17 protein-coding genes are annotated in these 17,111 nt (G+C 62.3%); 1 reads left to right on the forward strand and 16 read right to left on the reverse strand.

Annotated features, from left to right (window positions below; all coding sequences use genetic code 11):
- Positions 1–339 precede the first annotated feature (339 nt).
- Positions 340–1,116, forward strand: a complete 777-nt coding sequence (locus J2D75_RS10295; RefSeq protein ID WP_207854742.1) for a response regulator transcription factor — start codon at positions 340–342, stop codon at positions 1,114–1,116.
- Between the two features lie 34 nt (positions 1,117–1,150).
- On the opposite strand, the gene thiD is transcribed toward J2D75_RS10295, so the two are convergent.
- The 16 genes from thiD to J2D75_RS10375 form a co-directional block, all read right to left on the reverse strand.
- Positions 1,151–2,017: a bifunctional hydroxymethylpyrimidine kinase/phosphomethylpyrimidine kinase gene (gene thiD, locus J2D75_RS10300; protein WP_207854743.1), complete on the reverse strand. Its 867-nt coding sequence runs from the start codon at positions 2,015–2,017 to the stop codon at positions 1,151–1,153.
- A gap of 56 nt (positions 2,018–2,073) precedes the next feature.
- Positions 2,074–3,423: a phosphoglucosamine mutase gene (gene glmM, locus J2D75_RS10305; protein WP_207854744.1), complete on the reverse strand. Its 1,350-nt coding sequence runs from the start codon at positions 3,421–3,423 to the stop codon at positions 2,074–2,076.
- A 126-nt stretch (positions 3,424–3,549) separates the two neighbouring features.
- Positions 3,550–4,593: a dihydropteroate synthase gene (folP, locus tag J2D75_RS10310; protein WP_207854745.1), complete on the reverse strand. Its 1,044-nt coding sequence runs from the start codon at positions 4,591–4,593 to the stop codon at positions 3,550–3,552.
- Positions 4,594–4,716: 123 nt separating this feature from the next.
- The gene (gene ftsH, locus J2D75_RS10315; protein WP_207854746.1) at positions 4,717–6,648 is read right to left on the reverse strand and encodes an ATP-dependent zinc metalloprotease FtsH; all 1,932 of its coding nucleotides are present in this window, start codon (positions 6,646–6,648) and stop codon (positions 4,717–4,719) included.
- A 116-nt stretch (positions 6,649–6,764) separates the two neighbouring features.
- Positions 6,765–8,060: a tRNA lysidine(34) synthetase TilS gene (tilS, locus tag J2D75_RS10320; protein WP_341534975.1), complete on the reverse strand. Its 1,296-nt coding sequence runs from the start codon at positions 8,058–8,060 to the stop codon at positions 6,765–6,767.
- 129 nt (positions 8,061–8,189) lie between these two features.
- Positions 8,190–9,050, reverse strand: coding sequence for a tol-pal system YbgF family protein (locus J2D75_RS10325; RefSeq protein WP_207854748.1), 861 nt, complete (start codon positions 9,048–9,050; stop codon positions 8,190–8,192).
- Between the two features lie 145 nt (positions 9,051–9,195).
- The gene (gene pal, locus J2D75_RS10330) at positions 9,196–9,666 is read right to left on the reverse strand and encodes a peptidoglycan-associated lipoprotein Pal (protein ID WP_207854749.1); all 471 of its coding nucleotides are present in this window, start codon (positions 9,664–9,666) and stop codon (positions 9,196–9,198) included.
- A gap of 351 nt (positions 9,667–10,017) precedes the next feature.
- On the reverse strand, positions 10,018–11,388 hold the full coding sequence (gene tolB, locus J2D75_RS10335; RefSeq protein ID WP_207854750.1) for a Tol-Pal system beta propeller repeat protein TolB: 1,371 nt from the start codon (positions 11,386–11,388) through the stop codon (positions 10,018–10,020).
- A 26-nt stretch (positions 11,389–11,414) separates the two neighbouring features.
- Positions 11,415–12,416 carry an energy transducer TonB gene (locus tag J2D75_RS10340; protein WP_207854751.1) on the reverse strand — a complete coding sequence of 334 codons (1,002 nt, stop codon included), beginning with the start codon at positions 12,414–12,416 and terminating at the stop codon, positions 11,415–11,417.
- Between the two features lie 30 nt (positions 12,417–12,446).
- The gene (gene tolR / locus J2D75_RS10345; RefSeq protein ID WP_207854752.1) at positions 12,447–12,878 is read right to left on the reverse strand and encodes a protein TolR; all 432 of its coding nucleotides are present in this window, start codon (positions 12,876–12,878) and stop codon (positions 12,447–12,449) included.
- A 3-nt stretch (positions 12,879–12,881) separates the two neighbouring features.
- Complete coding sequence (tolQ, locus tag J2D75_RS10350) at positions 12,882–13,601, reverse strand: protein TolQ (protein WP_207854753.1); 720 nt, start codon at positions 13,599–13,601, stop codon at positions 12,882–12,884.
- A gap of 122 nt (positions 13,602–13,723) precedes the next feature.
- Positions 13,724–14,137 carry a tol-pal system-associated acyl-CoA thioesterase gene (gene ybgC / locus J2D75_RS10355; protein ID WP_207854754.1) on the reverse strand — a complete coding sequence of 138 codons (414 nt, stop codon included), beginning with the start codon at positions 14,135–14,137 and terminating at the stop codon, positions 13,724–13,726.
- Positions 14,134–15,246 carry a Holliday junction branch migration DNA helicase RuvB gene (ruvB, locus tag J2D75_RS10360; protein WP_207854755.1) on the reverse strand — a complete coding sequence of 371 codons (1,113 nt, stop codon included), beginning with the start codon at positions 15,244–15,246 and terminating at the stop codon, positions 14,134–14,136. The genes ybgC and ruvB overlap by 4 nt, the downstream gene beginning before the upstream one ends.
- Positions 15,243–15,851: a Holliday junction branch migration protein RuvA gene (ruvA, locus tag J2D75_RS10365; RefSeq protein ID WP_207854756.1), complete on the reverse strand. Its 609-nt coding sequence runs from the start codon at positions 15,849–15,851 to the stop codon at positions 15,243–15,245. The genes ruvB and ruvA overlap by 4 nt, the downstream gene beginning before the upstream one ends.
- Complete coding sequence (gene ruvC, locus J2D75_RS10370) at positions 15,848–16,354, reverse strand: crossover junction endodeoxyribonuclease RuvC (protein WP_207854757.1); 507 nt, start codon at positions 16,352–16,354, stop codon at positions 15,848–15,850. The genes ruvA and ruvC overlap by 4 nt, the downstream gene beginning before the upstream one ends.
- Before the next feature lie 3 nt (positions 16,355–16,357).
- A complete protein-coding gene (locus J2D75_RS10375) occupies positions 16,358–17,107 on the reverse strand; it encodes a YebC/PmpR family DNA-binding transcriptional regulator (protein WP_207854758.1) in 750 nt (249 codons plus the stop codon).
- Between the last annotated feature and the right edge of the window lie 4 nt (positions 17,108–17,111).

Here is a 17,111-nt window from a genome sequence, read left to right on the forward strand (position 1 = left end):
CTTTCAAAGCGGTTCTTCCACACCGGGTCAATGGTCATGCCCCTGTGCGCAGCGCGGCAAAAATGACACGCAGGACAGCTTTGCCACAAAAAAACCTTTTCTGACGCAACCCACGCGCGAACCATGCGTCACGGTTCATGTCAACATCAGAGACAAAACCGCTTATCGGCGGAAAACTGCAATGATCGAGGTTCCCATGTGCGTGAACAGGATACAACCACAGAGATATAAACGGCAGGGTTGCGCTTCCCAAAAGGACGCATCGCGCTATAATTTCTCTAGCCATTTGCAACCATAGGGTGCAAAAAATTTCTTGCCGCTTTTCTATGAGGTGCAACCATGCGCATTCTGTTCGTTGAGGATCATTTCGCCTCCAGCCGCGCCATTCTCTCAACACTCAAGAAAGTTGGTCTGACCTGCGATCTGGCACGCTCCGGGCAGAACGCCCTGGAACTCCTGCGCAATTATGATTATGGCCTCGCCATCATCAGTCAGCGTCTGCCGGGTCTTGACGGGTTTGCAATCCTGACCGCGCTGCGTTCGCTCAAGATCACGACGCCGGTTATTATTCTCTCTGGCATTGATACGGCCGAAACCAAGCTCCGGGCCTTTGCACTGGGCGCAGATGATTTCATGCGCCAGCCGCCCGACATGGCCGAGCTTGTCGCCCGTATTCAGGCTATCCTGCGCCGTTCCAACGGTTTTGCCCACCCGGTCATTCAGGTGGGGGATCTGAGCCTTGATCTCAACAGTCAGTCCGTGACCGTCAGGGATCAAATCCTGCACCTGACCGGCAAGGAATTTGCCGTTCTGGAACTGCTGGTTCTGCGCAAGGGCATTGCCCAGACCAAGGAAACATTCCTTAACCACCTCTATGGCGGGCGGGATGAGCCGGATATCAAGATTATTGATGTTTTTGTCTGCAAGCTGCGCAAAAAGCTTGAACGCGTGGGCATCAGAAACCTGATTTCCACCGTCTGGGGCAAAGGCTATATCCTGCACGAACCGCAGACCCGCAGCCTGCCGGCAACCGTACCCGCCATGATGCCAATGGGCACGATTGCGCACACACAGCCCCACACCAATCCGGCGGCTTTACGGGTGGTGGGCGAGTAACACCCCACCAACCTCTTTCAGGCTGGCAGCCTGTTCAGGCCAGCCCACCATGCCAGCCATGCGCATGCCATAATGGCCCCGCCCCCTGCCCAAAGCCGGGGGCATGGGCAATGGCGGCCTGCACATAACGCCGGGCCTGCTCTGTCGCTTCAATCAGGGAAAAGCCCTGCCCAAGCCGGGTGGCCAGTGCGCTGGCCAGCGTGCAGCCCGTGCCGTGGGTATGCCGCCCCGGCAAGCGCAAACCGGGAAATTCCGTCAGCCCGCTGTCATCAAGCAGAATATCGACAATGGTCTCACCCTGCATATGACCGCCCTTGAGCAGCACGGCCGCCCCGGTGCGCTCGCGCAGGGTACGGGCGGCCTCGCGCATATCCGCAAGGCTTTCCAGCTCCCGCCCGACAAGCTGCATGGCTTCGGGTAGGTTGGGGGTCATGACCGTTGCCAGAGGCAGCAATTCCCGCACGAGGCTGTCGAGTGCATCGGCCTGCAACAGAACGGCGCCCCCCTTGGCCACCATAACCGGGTCTACCACCACAGGCAGGCCGGGGGTCTGGTGTTTGATGGCCGCCACTTCCTCCGCCACGGCATGGATTTCAGCCGCACCGCCCAGCATGCCGGTTTTGATGGCGTCCAGCCCGATATCGTCGCGCACGCTGCGGATCTGTTCACGCACGAACTCTGGCGGCACAGGGAGGATACCCTGCACACCCAGCGTGTTCTGCGCTGTCAGGGCGGTCAAAGCGGTCATGGCGTAACCACCGAGCGCCGTTATGGCCTTGATATCCGCCTGAATACCCGCCCCACCGCCGGAATCACTCCCCGCAATGGACAGCACCCGCGCACGTGGCAGGCCGCCTACCCCCTGCACGGAGGCGGTATTCTCAGGAACGGAGGATGACATGGCGGGGCTTTCCATCGGTTTCTCTGCAGCCTGTTCTTTGTCAGCATGGGCCGTTTTCAGGCGGGAAGTATGACCCGTTCCAGACTTTCGCACATCTGGCTGACAGCCAGCTCGACCAGTGCGCTGTCTTCCGCCTCGACCATAACCCGCACCAGTGGCTCCGTGCCACTCCGGCGCAGAACCAACCGCCCGCGCCCGGCCAGAAGCCGCTCAACGTCCTGCTGGCGCTCGCGCACGCTTGGGGTTTCCAGTGGGCAGGCTCCTGTATACCGCACATTGCGCAACACCTGCGGCCAGGGCTTGAACAGGCGGCAGACCTCGCTGGCAGGGCGCTTCTGCTCCACCAGAACAGCCAGAACCTGTAGAGCCGCGATCAGCCCATCGCCCGTGGTGGCAAAGTCTGTCAGCACCATATGGCCCGACTGCTCACCCCCTACGTTAGCCCCGCGCTCACGCATGCGCTCGACCACGTAGCGGTCGCCTACGGCCGTACGCTCAAGCCCGACATTCAGGCTTTCCAGAAAACGCTCAAGCCCCAGATTGGACATGACAGTCGCCACAACCGCCCCGCCGACCAGCCGCCCTTCCCGCGCCCATGACTGGGCAATAAGGGCCAGAAGCTGATCGCCATCAATCAGGTGGCCGGTTTCATCGGCAATCAGCACCCGGTCGGCATCGCCATCCAGGGCAATGCCCAGATGCGCACCATGCCGCACCACCGCCTCGCACAAAGCTGCCGGCTGGGTGGAGCCGCATCCGGCGTTGATATTCACCCCATCCGGCTCACAACCAACGCGCACCACCTCGGCCCCGAGTTCCCACAAGGCCGTGGGGGCCACGCGGTAGGCCGAGCCATTGGCGCAGTCGATCACGATTTTCAGGCCATCGAGCCGCAGGCCACGCGGGAAAGACGCCTTCGCACTTTCCACATACCGGCCCGCCGCATCATTCAGCCGCGAGGCACGGCCAATCTGCTCGGGCGGGGCCAGACGGGCGTGCAGGTCGGCTTCCATCAGGCTTTCGATTTCAAGCTCGTCCTGATCCGACAGCTTGAAACCATCAGGGCCGAACAGCTTGATGCCGTTATCGTAAAACGGATTATGCGAAGCGGAGATCATCACCCCGAGGTCGGCCCGGAGCGAGCGGGTCAGCATGGCGATGGCGGGCGTGGGCAGCGGCCCCACCAGCGTCACATCCATACCAGCGGACAGAAAACCGGAAACCAGAGCGCTTTCGATCATATAGCCTGAAAGCCGCGTGTCCTTACCCAGCAACACACTATGCCGATGCTCGCCCCGCCGGAAGTGCAGGCCCGCCGCCTGCCCCAGTTTCTGGGCGATTTCCACCGTCATGGGCGGCTGATTGGCCTTGCCCCGAATACCGTCTGTTCCGAAAAAACGCCTCATGCCGCCTGTTCCAACCCCAGATTGCCGAGCAGACCCGCCTGTATCCGCGCAAACCGCGCTCCGCCCTGTTCCTTCCTTTTCCTAAAACGGTTTAGCCCCCAGTGAAACCGTATCATGACAAAGAAATTACGCTTTGGCAGCATAAAGCGCCTGCCATACCCTGACACCTTGCATCATGCCCGGCACATCATGCACCCGCAGCACGGGCTGGCCCAACGGCATGGCCTGAAGGGAGGCCGCCTGTGTACCCGCATCCCGCGCAGCGGGCGCGGTCTCGCCCGTCATGTCGCCAATCATACGCTTGCGGGACAGGGCAAACACAACCCGGCACCCCAGATTGGCCAGTAGCAGGCAGCGCCGCAGCAGTTCCACATTCTGCGCCGCTGTTTTGGCAAAACCGAAACCGGGGTCCACCATCAGCCGACTACGCGCAATGCCTGCCGCCTCGGCAGCGTCCACCCGCTCACCGAGTTCACGCACGACTTCGCAGGCGACATCCTCATAAACCGCGTACTGCTCCATGTCCTGCGGTGTGCCGCGCATGTGCATGAGCACAATGCCGCATGTATGCCCGGCCAACAGTGGCAGGGCGCCGGGATCATGCCGCAGGGCCGTCACATCGTTGATAACGGCTGCCCCCGCTGCCAGCGCGCGCTCCATCACCAGACCATTGCGCGTATCGACCGACAGGGCCGCCTGCGGCACCGCCTGCCGTAACGCGGTGATAACCGGCCCCACACGCTCCCATTCCTGCGCGGGCGTAATCACCGCCGAGCCGGGCCGCGTGCTTTCCCCACCAATATCGAGCACCCGGCACCCGGCCGCCACCATCGCCCGGCCTGCCTGCACGGCGGCCTCGGACGTGTCGTGCTGTCCGCCATCGCTGAAACTGTCCGGCGTTGCATTGAGGATACCCATAACCTGAGCCCCCGCAGGCAACCCCGCCGCAGAAACAGGAGCGACAACCCGCGCCAGCTCGCCCTGCCAGCCTGCTGGTATATCAGAAACCGGTCGCGGCGCGGAAAGCTGTGCGCCTTCAATCAGCCTGACGGCTGAAAAAGCAACATCGCCCCCCATAAGCCACTGCGCCGTGCCCTGCCGCACGGCCGTAACGGCCGCATCGCCATAAAGCAGGCCCATGGGTTCCACCAGCCGGTGCCACTGACCCATGCCCGTACTCCGCTCTCTTACGCCAAAAACAAAAGAACCCGGCCAGCGGCTCCGTAACGGAGCACACTGGCCGGGCCATAACACTCAGGCTTGATAAACCAACCCGATAAACCCACCGCAGCCCTAGCCGGGCTGTGGCACGGACTGAGAACCCTCTTCCGCCGCAGGGGTGGAAGGCGCGTCCTCTCCGGCGGCAACCTGCGGCACGGAAGCCCGGCGGTTGATCGGGCCTTTTTCGTCTTCCTCGGCCCGCTCGATCGGCTGACCGCGCATGATCTGACGGATTTCCTCGCCCGACAGGGTTTCAAACTCCAGCAGGGCATTGGCCAGACTATGAAGCTGATCCACATGGCCATGCAGATAAGTGCGGGCCTGTTCGTAGGCATCCTCGATCAGACGACGGATTTCCTCGTCGATCTCGCGCGCCGTTTCCTCGGAGAAGTTCCGGCTCGGCCCACCGAAGAAGCTGCCGCCCTGATCGTCATCCACATAGGCGATCATGCCCAGCTTTTCGCTCATGCCCCATTCGGTCACCATGCTGCGGGCAACGCGGGTGGCCATTTTAATGTCACCCATCGCGCCGTTGCAGATGTTGTCCTTGCCGTAAACCACTTCCTCCGCCACGCGGCCACCCATAGCCACAACCAGATGGGCAATGGCGTTGTTGCGGCTCATGGACAGGCGATCATCCTCGGGCAGACGCATGACCATACCCAGCGCACGACCACGCGGAATGATGGTGGCTTTATGGATAGGCTCGCTTTCGGGCACCAGCACGGCGGTAATGGCGTGTCCGGCCTCGTGATAGGCGGTACGCTTCTTTTCCTCATCGCTCATGACCAGCGAGCGACGCTCAACACCCATCAGCACCTTGTCCTTGGCGTTTTCAAACTCACGCATGGATACGGTACGCCGCCCCAGACGGGCTGCGGCCAGTGCGGCCTCGTTCACCAGATTGGCGAGATCCGCACCGGAGAAACCGGGCGTGCCACGCGCAATGATACGCGGCTCAACATCAGCCGCCAGCGGCACCTTGCGCATATGCACGCGCAGGATTTTCTCGCGCCCCGAAACATCGGGGTTAGGAACCACCACCTGCCGGTCAAACCGGCCGGGGCGCAGCAGGGCGGGGTCAAGCACATCCGGGCGGTTGGTCGCGGCAATCAGGATCACGCCCTCATTGCTTTCAAAACCGTCCATCTCCACCAGCATCTGGTTGAGGGTCTGCTCGCGTTCGTCGTTACCGCCGCCCATGCCCGCACCACGATGGCGGCCCACGGCGTCGATTTCGTCGATGAAGATAATGCACGGTGCGGCTTTCTTGCCCTGCTCGAACATGTCACGCACGCGGGAGGCACCAACACCGACGAACATTTCAACAAAGTCCGAACCGGAGATGGTGAAGAACGGCACATTGGCTTCCCCCGCAATGGCGCGGGCCAGCAGCGTCTTACCCGTACCGGGAGGGCCGACAAGCAGCACGCCCTTGGGAATTTTGCCGCCAAGGCGGGTGAACTTCTGCGGGTCTTTCAGAAAATCCACGATTTCCTGAAGCTCGGCCTTCGGTTCATCAATGCCCGCCACGTCATCAAACGTCACGCGGCCATGTTTTTCGGTCAGCATTCTGGCGCGCGACTTGCCAAAGCCCATGGCGCGGCCACCGGCACCCTGCATCTGGCGCATCATGAACAGCCATGCGGCTACCAGCAGCAGAATGGGCAGCGCGTTCAGGAAATAGCGCAGCAGCGGGCTACCATCCTGATCAAGCGGCTTGGCCGAGACCTCAACCCCCTTGCTCACCAGATGCGAGACAAGGGACGGATCATCCGGCGCGTAGCTTTCAAACGCCGTGCCATCCTTGAGCGTGCCGGAAATATTGTGGTTCTGCATGACCACCGAGCGAACATGCCCTGCATCCACATCCGCCACAAAGTCGGAATAGGCGAGCTGCTGCGCGGCGTGCTGAGCACTTCCGGGCTGGAACATGTTCACAAGCAGGAGAAGCACCAGAATGATGCTGACCCACAGCGCCAGATTGCGGCCTAAATTATTCATCGTGCCCGAGTATCCATAGTTCTAGAGCGAGAGCGCGCCCTGTGCTGTATCTTGCCCGCCCATGCTCAGAAAAAGCAACCTCTCCAGCCTGTAAATGGGTACGAACGCCGCCATTCCTAGGGCTGGAAGCAAATATTATCCGGCCCAGCCCCTGACAGGGGGCCATAAACTCCCCCGCCGCTCAGCGGGGCTGGGGGGGTAAAAAAGAAAGATGCAGCCTTATATCCGCTGGCATCGGCTGGCATCAGCCCCTCTGGCGCAACCCAGTCGAGCGCTGGCACGGCCACCCGCACGCCACGCCACCACAGGGCAGGCAAGGTCGCACAGAAAGCCGCAGGCCAGCCCTGCCGTGCGGCCCGAGGCAACCCGGCACCCGCAGCCGCCACGTAAAGCCCGGCGGAGTCCGCTGTGTTATCGGCCCCCTCTGCTGCCGCCCGGCACGAGTCTGCGGGCACGCTCAGGGTAAAGCGTCCGTCCCACACGGCACCCGCGCGGGCAGGCATGGCCGGGGCCATTGCCGCCGCCTCACGCAGTAGCCACCAGATATCACGCCAGCGCACCAGCCGCGCACCAGCCAGCGTAGCTCCCCCTTGCGCTGGCCCGCCAGCCTGCACCGCAGCGCACAAACGTTCCACCGCATCGGGTGCAGGCGGATACACCCGCCCGCTGATACAGCGGATCAGCATGGCCAAAAGCGCTGGTTCGGGCAGGTGCGGCCCCAGTCGCGCCCAGCCCTGCGGCAGCACAGCAACCGTACGGGCCAGCACAGCCGCGCGCTCGGCCTCACGCGCCATGCGCCCCTCCCCGGCCTCCATCGCCAGACACCAGAATTTTTCGCGCAGGCTCTCATCACCCAGCGCGTGTCTGATCCGCACCCGCTCGGCCCGCCTGTCCTCATTGGAAGGATCATCCACCCATGCCAGCCCGGCGGCCCGTAGAGTATTGCGCAGCGCCAGCCGCGAAACCCCGAGCAAAGGCCTTACCAGCCGCAGGTCAGGCAGCAGGCTGATCCAGCCCATACCCGCCAGCCCGTCCGGCCCGCTGCCTGCTGCCTGCCGCATACAGGCGGTTTCAGCCTGATCATCCGCCTGATGGCCCAACAACAGATCCAGGCACCCTTCCGCCCGGCAGGCCGCACGCAGGGCGGCATAGCGTGCATTCCGCGCACGATGCGCAATGCCCGGCCCATACGGCAGGTCTGTCAGTGTCAGAAGGCGGGCGGGTACGCCCATAACCCGCAGGCGCTCGATGGTAAGGGCCGCTTCGGCAGCGGATTCCGCCCGCAATCCATGGTCCACCACAAAAGCCAGAAGAGAGTGCCGCCACTGGCGGGCAAGCCACGCCAGACACAGGCTGTCACCCCCGCCGGAAACCGCCAGCGCTACAGGCGGCTGGCCGGGGGCATCCGCCACGAATGGCCCCAACCCCGCCATATGTCCGGCAAACCATCGGGGGCAGACAGCCTGCCCGGAAAAAACAGGCCGCCCCGCAAACAGGACGGAAATACCCCTACCCCCCTAAGCCGTGTGGCCGGGCTGGCATCAACCGCATCCACCGCGCTGGGCATAAATGTCCGCCGCGTTACTGACACGCTTGGCAGGCTCAGGAAATTCTGCATGCAGTTTGCTGAGCGCCTGACAGGCGGCCTTCTTGTCACCCAGCGCCAGCAGCGTTGCGGTCACACCCAGCAGGGCATCAGGTGCGCGGGTGCTTTTGGGAGACAGGCTATAAGCCTCGTAATAGGCCAAAGCCGACTGGCGATACTGCTTCTGCCCGGCAAGAGACTGCGCCAGCAGGAACTGTGCATCCACCTTGAAAGCGCCCTTGGCGTGCTGTAGGGCCGCCTGCGCGTTTTCATGCGCGGTATCGTAGTCTTTCTTGACCAGCGCCGCCTTACCCGCCTTGAGCAGATCATCAGGCGTGGTGGGAGCACTTTCGGCCGCCGCTGCAGGTGCGCTGGTGGAGGCTGCCGTGGAAGCCGCTGCACCGGCAGACGCACCGCCTGCACCATTCTGGGCCGCGAACTGGTTATCGCCAATCTGCTTGGCGAGAGCGGCTGTCTTCTGCTGCAAATCGTTGGTGAGCTGATCAATCTCGCCACGCATATCGCGCTGCTGCTGTTCCAGCGTGCTCACACGCTCCAGCAACTGCGAAACCAGATCGCCGTTGGCGGCTGCCCCGCCGGACGATGCTGCGGGTGCCACAATATCGCCCCCGTGAGAGGACTGAACCTGTTCAAGCTCCTGCCTGAGCGCCAGAATCTGGTTCTGCAAGGCAATGCCTTCGCGGCTGGAAACATCCTGCGCCCAGCCTGCGGGGGCCGTTGTAGCCAGCAGTGCCGCTACACCAAGAGCCGCCAGCCCCTGCCGCGCACTCTGCCCTGTCGTGAACCTGGCCTTCATGGGAACCTCTCGCTTGCTTTCCTGTCGGGCAAGGATTTCACCATTGTGCCCGGCAAAATCAAGTACGTAAAAACAAAACAGGCCGGGCCTTTGATGGCCCGGCCTGTCAGCCGATCAGATCAGAAATTCAGAAATACTGAAGTTCTTACTTAACGGAGGTAATGGCGTTACGGTTCTGCGCCCAAGCTTCCTCGTTGTCACCAAGAGCCGTGGGACGGTCCTTGCCGTAGGAAATGGTGGAGATGCGCGTGGACGCAACACCCTTGGACACCAGGAAGTCACGCGCGGCGTTGGCGCGACGCTGGCCCAGGGCGATGTTGTATTCTTCGGTGCCGCGGTCATCGCAGTTACCGGCGACTTCAACATTCACCTGCTGGTACTTCGCCAGCCAGTCAGCCTGCTTCTGCAGGGTCACCTTGGCGTCGTCCTTCAGGCCGCTCTTGTTGAGGTCGTAGAACACGCGGTCGCCAACGTTGGCAACGAGGTCAGCTTCGCTGCCCGGGACGGGGCCAGACGGGATGCTCGCACCCGTGGAGGCACCGGTGTTCGCCTTTTCATTCGCGCAGGCTGACAGAAGAGCAACCATACCAAGCGCGGCAACAACTTTCAGTCTCATGTGTCGGATCCTGAGAATTAGCCCCAAAAGGGAGCTATTCGGAGAAAAAAGAGTTAATAACCTTGTATCCCCGCGTATCCCTTCAGCTCCTCTCCGAATCCCTTCAAAGAGCCGACGAATTTTGGAGACCAATTCGCCCTAAGCCATAGCTTATCCGCGAGGTCAAGTTTCATTTCAATTTGTCATGACTGGCATGACAATACTGATACCGAAACGACACAATAATTCTTGAAAACCCGTGTTCATCCCTTTGAACACACGCAGTTTTGTACGGCCTCGAATGGCGTTTTTCCGCCCTGTCGCCTCACGCGCACACAGCGCGGAGACTCCAAGGCAAAAAAATATTCGTGCTCAGCCGTTCAACGGCGACCAGGTCGGGTCAGACGCCTGTTCAGGCGTGGACACCACGCGGTCGTTAAAGCCGGTAATGTCCACCATACCGATCCCGGAGCTGAATCCGCTACCACCGGCCCCGGCCCGCGTCTGGCGGCAATAAACCAGCACACGCCCGTTGGGGCAGAAGCTCGGGTTTTCAACCGTAAAGCCTTCGGTCATGATCCGCTCGCCCGTGCCGTCCGGGGACATGACCCCCAGCGAGAAGGCATTGTTGGCAATACGCGTAAAGGCAATCAGATCGCCACGGGGCGACCAGACCGGCGTGCCATACGTACCCTGACCATAGGAAATGCGGTGCGCAGCGCCCCCTGTGGCAGGCATGACATAAAGCTGCGGTGCACCCCCACGGTCGGAGTTGAACACGATCTGTGAGCCATCAGGGCTGAAACTGGGGCTGGTGTCGATCGCACCCGATGCCGTGATCTGCCGCCGCACGCCCGAAGACAGGTCAACCGTATACAGGTCGGAGCCCCCATTGCGCGTGACCGACAGCACAACCGTATGCCCGTCAGGCGAGAAATGCGGCGCGAAGGAAATGCCCTGAAAATCACCCAGAACCCGCTGCCGTCCAGTGCTGAGGTTGAACAGATACACACGCGGGCGATCATTGGCGTAGGACATGAACGCAATTTCATCGCGCGTGGGGCTGAAGCGCGGCGTCAGGGTCAGCCAGTGGCCAGCCGTGAGCATACGGCAGTTGGCGCCATCCTGATCCATGATCGCAAGCCGTGTAGTCTGGCGCCCACGCGGGCCATTGCGCGAAATAAAGGCGATCCGGGTATCAAAATACCCTTTCTCACCCAGCATGCGCTCATAGATCACATCACCCACAATATGGGCGATACGCCGCCAGTTGGCGGCCGAGGTGGTGTAGGCCGTGCCCTGAATCTGCTGGTGAGCCAGCACGTCCCACAGGCGGATTTCAACCCGCACGGACGAACCGCTACCCGTGACGCTGCCCGTAACCTGTGCATGCGCGCCCATAGCCTTGGCTGCGGCGAAATCGGGCGTACCCGTATTGGCCCCGCCGGGAATGACGCGGAACAGCCCTGTCGTGTTCAGGTCGTTGGTCAGCACCTGTGCAATCTGCTGGCCAAGCCCCGCCCCAAGATCAGGAACGATAATGGGGATAGGAGCCGTGCGGGCCTGATCGACCGTAATTTCGGCCTCGGCCCCCGTGGTGGCCGCGCGGGCGGTACCCTCAAGCGGCACAGCCAGAATACCGGCAGCGGCCAGACCGCCCCCCAGCAGCGAGCGACGGCCCAGGTTGCTCGCCAGCAGATCGGCGTCCTGATCGGAAATAAGAGGCCGGGTACTTTTCAGCATGTTTTGTCCTCCCTCTGGCCTGATTTTCAAGGCCTGAACACAAATTTCAACTGCTGGGTCTGTCCGAGCAGTTCCTTGGGAATGGGCAGTTTGGCGCAGGTCGGATTCAGCACCGCGGCCCGGGCGCGTTCGGCCAGCGCACGGTAAGAGGAATCCGAGTCCATACGCGCCTGGGTTTCGGGCGCGAACTGCACGATACGTGCTTCACCCGTGCCATCGACCGTCACCACCAGATGCGCGACAAAGGTCGCGTAATCCTTGGCGGCCGTATCTTCGGTGTAGCAACGCCGCACCTGTGCGCCGATAGCCTTCTGCTGGCCAACACTCAGGCTGCCCACGATATTGCCCACCGGCGACCCCCCACCACCGGGCGAGCCACCCGCCAGCGGGTTGGCACGGGCCTTGGGCGGGTGCGTCTGCTTCTGATCCGTGCGGAAGGCATCAAGCGTCGCCAGCAGCGAGTGCGTGTCTGGAACCGATTTCTTGACCTTGTTCGGCTGGGTGATGTGCGAAGGCACCACCATGTCCGGCACCTGATCGGCCTGCTGCGTAATCGGCGCAGGCGGCGCCACCATAGGAGACGGCTTGACCGGAGCGGGGGGCGAAGGCGGCGTTTTGACAGCCTCGGGCGATGGTTCCTCCGCCTTGGGGGGCAGCGGCTCGTCAGGCAGCTTTTCCACCTGAGGTTCAGGCGGGGGCGGCACCGGCGGAGGCGGTGGGGGCGGCGGAGGCGGTTCCTCGTTAGGAACATCCTTCGGCTGATCGGGCGTGGGCGGTGCTTCCTGCGCCTGCGGTGCCGGAGGCTTGGGATTGGTCGAAGGCGCATCGGCCTTGGCCGAAGGGCCACCGCTGTTATCGGATGGCTCGAACTCCATCTCGACTGGTGCTGGCTGCGGCTCTTCCGGCGGGGGCGTATGCGGCAGCGTGACCAGCATGGCCACAATCAACGCCACATGCAGCGCGCCCGACGTATAAAGTGAGCGACGGAGCAGAACCTGATCAAACCGCCGTGGCCGTGCCATGGGCATTCCCTTAACCTCTGTGCCCTTGAAGCTGGTCTAGTGGCTGGCGCCTGCGGGCTGCTGCGCCAGCAGGGCCACATGCGTGAAACCTCCCGACGTGATCTGCCCCATGACCTGCATGACACGCCCATAATCGATATGGGCATCGCCGCGCACGAAGATACGGTGCGTGGGATCGTTGTTGGAGGCGGCCTTGAGCTGCTCAACGAGCTGATCAGGTGTTACGGGGTCATCCCCCAGATACAGGCCGCCATCCGCCTTGATGGAAACGGTAATGGGTTTGGTATCGGAGTTGACCGGCTTGGCGTCCGTCTTGGGCAGGTCAACATTCACGCCGCTGGTCATCATGGGGGATGTGACCATGAAGATGATCAGCAGCACCAGCATGACGTCCACCATGGGAGTCACGTTGATATCGGCCATCGGACGCCTGCGGCGCCCTCTCCCTCCTGATGACGGCATGCCCATGGCTTACGCCCTTTCTTCGGACTGGCGCGACAGGATGGCGGCAAACTCGGCGCCGAAACCATCCAGCCTGTCCTCGAACAGATCCAGACTGTTGCTGATGATGTTGTACGCCACATAAGCGGGAATAGCCGTCACCAGACCGATGGCCGTAGCAAACAGCGCTTCGGAAATACCGGGGGCGACAACGCTCAGGTTGGTATTATGTTCAGCGGCAATGGAGCTGAACGAGTGCATGATGCCCCACACCGTACCGAACAGGCCCACGAACGGCGCAACCGGAGCCACCGTCGCCAGAAAAATCACCCAGCGGCGCAGGCGATCCATCTCACGGGTGATGGTAATGCCAATCGCGCGGTCAACCCGCTCCTTCACCCCGCCACGCACCAGATCAACACCCGGAATACGGGCCGAGCGTCGCCATTCGCCCATGGCCGCGCCAAAAACCGCCGTCATGGGGTTGGTGGGCTTGGCGCCATCCGTGTCGTACAGATCATCCAGACTGCCACCAGACCAGAAGCGATCCTCAAAGCTGGAAGCCTCGCGATTGATGCGCCGCAGCGTCAACGTCTTGGCGAAAATAATGGCCCACACCACAATGCTACACCCGAGCAGGCCAAGCATCACCAGTTTCACCACTAGCGAGGCATTGATGAACAACGCCCATACCGACAGATCTCCCGCCGCGCTCACGCCGAGATTCGCCGTATCAACCGCACGATCCAATAACGCCTCCTGCCTTTAGCACCCCAACCGGACAAAACAGCCACCGACTCGGGAAAAGCCGATACTGCCCGATACTGCCGCCTGTATTACTGTGTTCCTCAACAAAGCAGAAGAGGCGCTTTTCAGTCCCTGACCGCCAGTTTTCGCAGAAGATCACGCCAGTTGGGCGGAAATCGGGCAGGATGGCCATCACTTGCCCGCACGCAGGCCAGACCCACCTCCATTTCCGCAGCGATAACCCCCTCGCGCGTGACGGTCTGGCCCAGTACGCAACTGGCCGCACCCAGCCGCAAAAGCCGGGTTGTGACACATAGAATATCATCCAGACGCAGGGGGCTGCGGTAGGTCAGGCGGGCATCGCGCACCACAAAAACCAGACCATGCTCACGCAAAAGTTCCGAAACCGGCATGCCCATGGAGCGAATGGCCTCGGTGCGGGCGCGCTCGGCAAAAGCCAGATAGCGCGCGTGATAGACAATGCCCCCCGCGTCGGTATCCTCATAATAAACGCGGAACTCTATGGCGTGTTCGCTCATGCCTGATCTCCCACGTGCGGCCCGGCGGAATCGCTTGCCGCCTCGTCATTCAGCCAATCGGACTGGGCACTCTGCCCTGTGCGAGCACTTTCATCTGGCGGGGGCACCAGCCCCAGATGCCGCCAGCCCCGCTCACCCAGAACACGCCCGCGACTTGTCCGCAGCACCAGCCCTTCCTGTATCAGATAAGGCTCGATCACATCTTCCAGCGTATCGCGCGATTCGGCCAGTGCGGCGGCGAGTGTTTCAACCCCAACCGGGCCGCCATTATGGTATTCCGCAATCCGGCGCAGGTAACGCCTGTCCATGCCATCCAGCCCCAGCGAATCGACCTCAAGCCGTTGCAGGGCGGCATCCACCACCTCGGCCCGTACGGCCTCGCCCGATGGCACGGTCATGGAGGCAAAATCGCGCACCCGGCGTAAAAGCCGCCCGGCAATACGGGGTGTGCCGCGCGCACGGCGGGCAATTTCCATTGCGCCATCGGTGGACAGGGCAAAGCCCAGCTTGTCCGCCCCGCGCGCGACAATACGCACCAGCTCTTCGGGCGTGTAGAATACCAGCCGCAGCGGAATACCAAAACGGTCGCGCAAAGGCGTTGCCAGCAGCCCCGCGCGGGTGGTTGCGGCCACCAGCGTAAAGGGCGGCAGGTCTATACGCACCGAGCGCGCGGCCGGGCCTTCGCCAATAATCAGGTCGAGCTGAAAATCCTCCATCGCGGGATAGAGAATTTCCTCAATCGCGGGCTGAAGACGATGAATTTCGTCAATAAACAGCACATCGCGCGGCTGCAGGTTGGTCAGGATAGCCGCCAGATCGCCCGCACGCTGGATAACCGGCCCCGATGTGGCGCGAAACCCCACCCCCAGCTCGCGCGAGACAATCTGGGCCAGCGTGGTTTTGCCCAGACCCGGCGGGCCATGCAGCAGCACGTGATCCAGCGCCTCGCCACGCTGGCGGGCGGCAGCTATGAAAATGGACAGGTTTTCGCGGCTAGCCTGCTGGCCAGTAAAATCGGCCAGTGTTTGCGGGCGCAGTGCGCCATCGGCCGGGTCTTCCTCAAGCCGGGCGGGGTCAACCGCCCGCTCGGGCATGAACTCCGCCGTCATCGCGCCAGATCCTTCAGGCTGTCACGCAGCACGGCATCCAGTGTTGCGCCGGAACCGTGGGCCTCCATCACACGGCGCAGCACAGGCAGCGCCTCCACCCGGCGGAAACCAAGCCCGGCCAGTGCGAGCAGGGCATCAGCCTCGATCCCCCCTTCAGGGGTAGCGCTCACGGGCAGAACAATATCAGCCCCCGCACCGGGCATACGGCCCGCCTTATCGCGCAGTTCGGTAATAATCCGTTCGGCCAGACGCCCCCCGACACCGGGTGCACGTGTCAGGCTGGCCTTGTCCGAAGCGCTCAACACCGCCACCAGCTCCCCCGCGGACAGCGTGGACAGGATCGCCAGCGCCACCTTGGCCCCGACCCCCTGCACCCCTGTCAGCAGCCGGAACCATGCACGCTCGGCACTTTCGGCAAAACCGTAAAGCAGGATTGCGTCCTCGCGCACCACGGTTTCCACCAGAATGCGGGCTTTTTCGGGCGGGTTGGGCAAGGCTGCCAGCGTGCGGCTGGACGCCGCAAGCAGATAGCCCACGCCATTCACATCCACCACGCAGCTTCCGGTTTCAACCTGAATGACCAGACCGCACAGAAACGCTATCATGCCATTCTTACCCCAGCCGCAATATGGCGCGCACTGGCGCGATGATGAGCATGGCAGATCGCCACCGCCAGTGCATCGGATGCATCGGCCCGCGCGACTTCCACCCCCGGCAAAAGGCGGCGCACCATCATTTCAACCTGTGTCTTGTCAGCCGAGCCGGTGCCAACCACCGCTTTTTTGACCGCCAGCGCCCCGTATTCCGCCACCACCAGCCCCGCCAGCGCCGGGGCCAGCAAGGCCACCCCACGCGCATAACCCAGCTTGAGGGTCGCAGCCCCATTCCGGTTAACGTAGGTTTCCTCTACCGCCGCCTCATCGGGGCTATGCCTGTCAATCAGGCCGAGAAGGCTCTCATGCAGCGCCCGCAGGCGCTCAGGCACGCTTTCGGCGCTGTTGGTAGCGATAACGCCATTGGCAACATGGCGCAGCCTGTTGCCCTCGACATCAATCACGCCCCAGCCGGTAAAGCGCAGGCCGGGATCAATGCCGAGCAGACGCGCCACGGATCAGGACGACAGCTTTTCCGCCAGATCATCCGGCAGATCGAAATTGGCGTAAACATTCTGCACATCGTCATGATCGTCCAGAACATCGAGCAGCTTGAACACGCTGCGCGCCTTTTCCTCGTCCAGTGTCACGGTGTTTTCAGGACGCCAGTCCAGCTTGGCACTTTCGGGTTCACCAAAGCGGGTTTCCAGCGCGTCACGCACAGCAAAGAACGACTCCACCTCGCAGGTGACTTCGTGCCCGGCAGCGGTGCTCACCACGTTTTCGGCCCCTGCCTCGATTGCGGCTTCAAGCATGTCATCTTCCGAGGCGGTGGCCGCCGGATACACGATCACACCCAGACGGCGGAACATGAACGACACGGAATTGGCTTCGCCCAGAGAACCGCCGTATTTGGAAAAAGCCGCGCGCACATCGGACGCCGTGCGGTTGCGGTTGTCGGTCAGCGCTTCCACGATAACGGCCACACCCGCCGGGCCGTAGCCCTCGTAGCGAATTTCCACGTAGTCATCACCACCCGCGGCCCCGCTAGCCTTCTTGATCGCGCGTTCGATCGTATCCTTGGGCATATTCACTTCGCGGGCGGCAACAATGGCCGCGCGCAGGCGCGGATTGGAGCCGGGGTCTGGCAGACCGGAGCGCGTGGCCACCGTCAGTTCGCGGATGATCTTGCCGAACTGCTTGGCGCGCTTGGCATCCTGCGCACCCTTGCGGTGCATGATGTTCTTGAACTGGGAATGACCAGCCATATTC

This window comes from Acetobacter suratthaniensis (assembly GCF_017377745.1).
In the GTDB taxonomy this organism is placed as follows: Bacteria; Pseudomonadota; Alphaproteobacteria; order Acetobacterales; family Acetobacteraceae; genus Acetobacter; species Acetobacter suratthaniensis.

Excerpts from the sequence above, each read along its gene's own strand:
- J2D75_RS10295 (WP_207854742.1), top strand. The coding sequence starts at position 340 with ATGCGCATTCTGTTCGTTGAGGATCATTTCGCCTCCAGCCGCGCCATT.
- thiD (WP_207854743.1), bottom strand. The coding sequence starts at position 2,017 with ATGTCATCCTCCGTTCCTGAGAATACCGCCTCCGTGCAGGGGGTAGGC.
- glmM (WP_207854744.1), bottom strand. The coding sequence starts at position 3,423 with ATGAGGCGTTTTTTCGGAACAGACGGTATTCGGGGCAAGGCCAATCAG.
- folP (WP_207854745.1), bottom strand. The coding sequence starts at position 4,593 with ATGGGTCAGTGGCACCGGCTGGTGGAACCCATGGGCCTGCTTTATGGC.
- ftsH (WP_207854746.1), bottom strand. The coding sequence starts at position 6,648 with ATGAATAATTTAGGCCGCAATCTGGCGCTGTGGGTCAGCATCATTCTG.
- J2D75_RS10325 (WP_207854748.1), bottom strand. The coding sequence starts at position 9,050 with ATGAAGGCCAGGTTCACGACAGGGCAGAGTGCGCGGCAGGGGCTGGCG.
- pal (WP_207854749.1), bottom strand. The coding sequence starts at position 9,666 with ATGAGACTGAAAGTTGTTGCCGCGCTTGGTATGGTTGCTCTTCTGTCA.
- tolB (WP_207854750.1), bottom strand. The coding sequence starts at position 11,388 with ATGCTGAAAAGTACCCGGCCTCTTATTTCCGATCAGGACGCCGATCTG.
- J2D75_RS10340 (WP_207854751.1), bottom strand. The coding sequence starts at position 12,416 with ATGCCCATGGCACGGCCACGGCGGTTTGATCAGGTTCTGCTCCGTCGC.
- tolR (WP_207854752.1), bottom strand. The coding sequence starts at position 12,878 with ATGGGCATGCCGTCATCAGGAGGGAGAGGGCGCCGCAGGCGTCCGATG.
- ybgC (WP_207854754.1), bottom strand. The coding sequence starts at position 14,137 with ATGAGCGAACACGCCATAGAGTTCCGCGTTTATTATGAGGATACCGAC.
- ruvB (WP_207854755.1), bottom strand. The coding sequence starts at position 15,246 with ATGACGGCGGAGTTCATGCCCGAGCGGGCGGTTGACCCCGCCCGGCTT.
- ruvA (WP_207854756.1), bottom strand. The coding sequence starts at position 15,851 with ATGATAGCGTTTCTGTGCGGTCTGGTCATTCAGGTTGAAACCGGAAGC.
- J2D75_RS10375 (WP_207854758.1), bottom strand. The coding sequence starts at position 17,107 with ATGGCTGGTCATTCCCAGTTCAAGAACATCATGCACCGCAAGGGTGCG.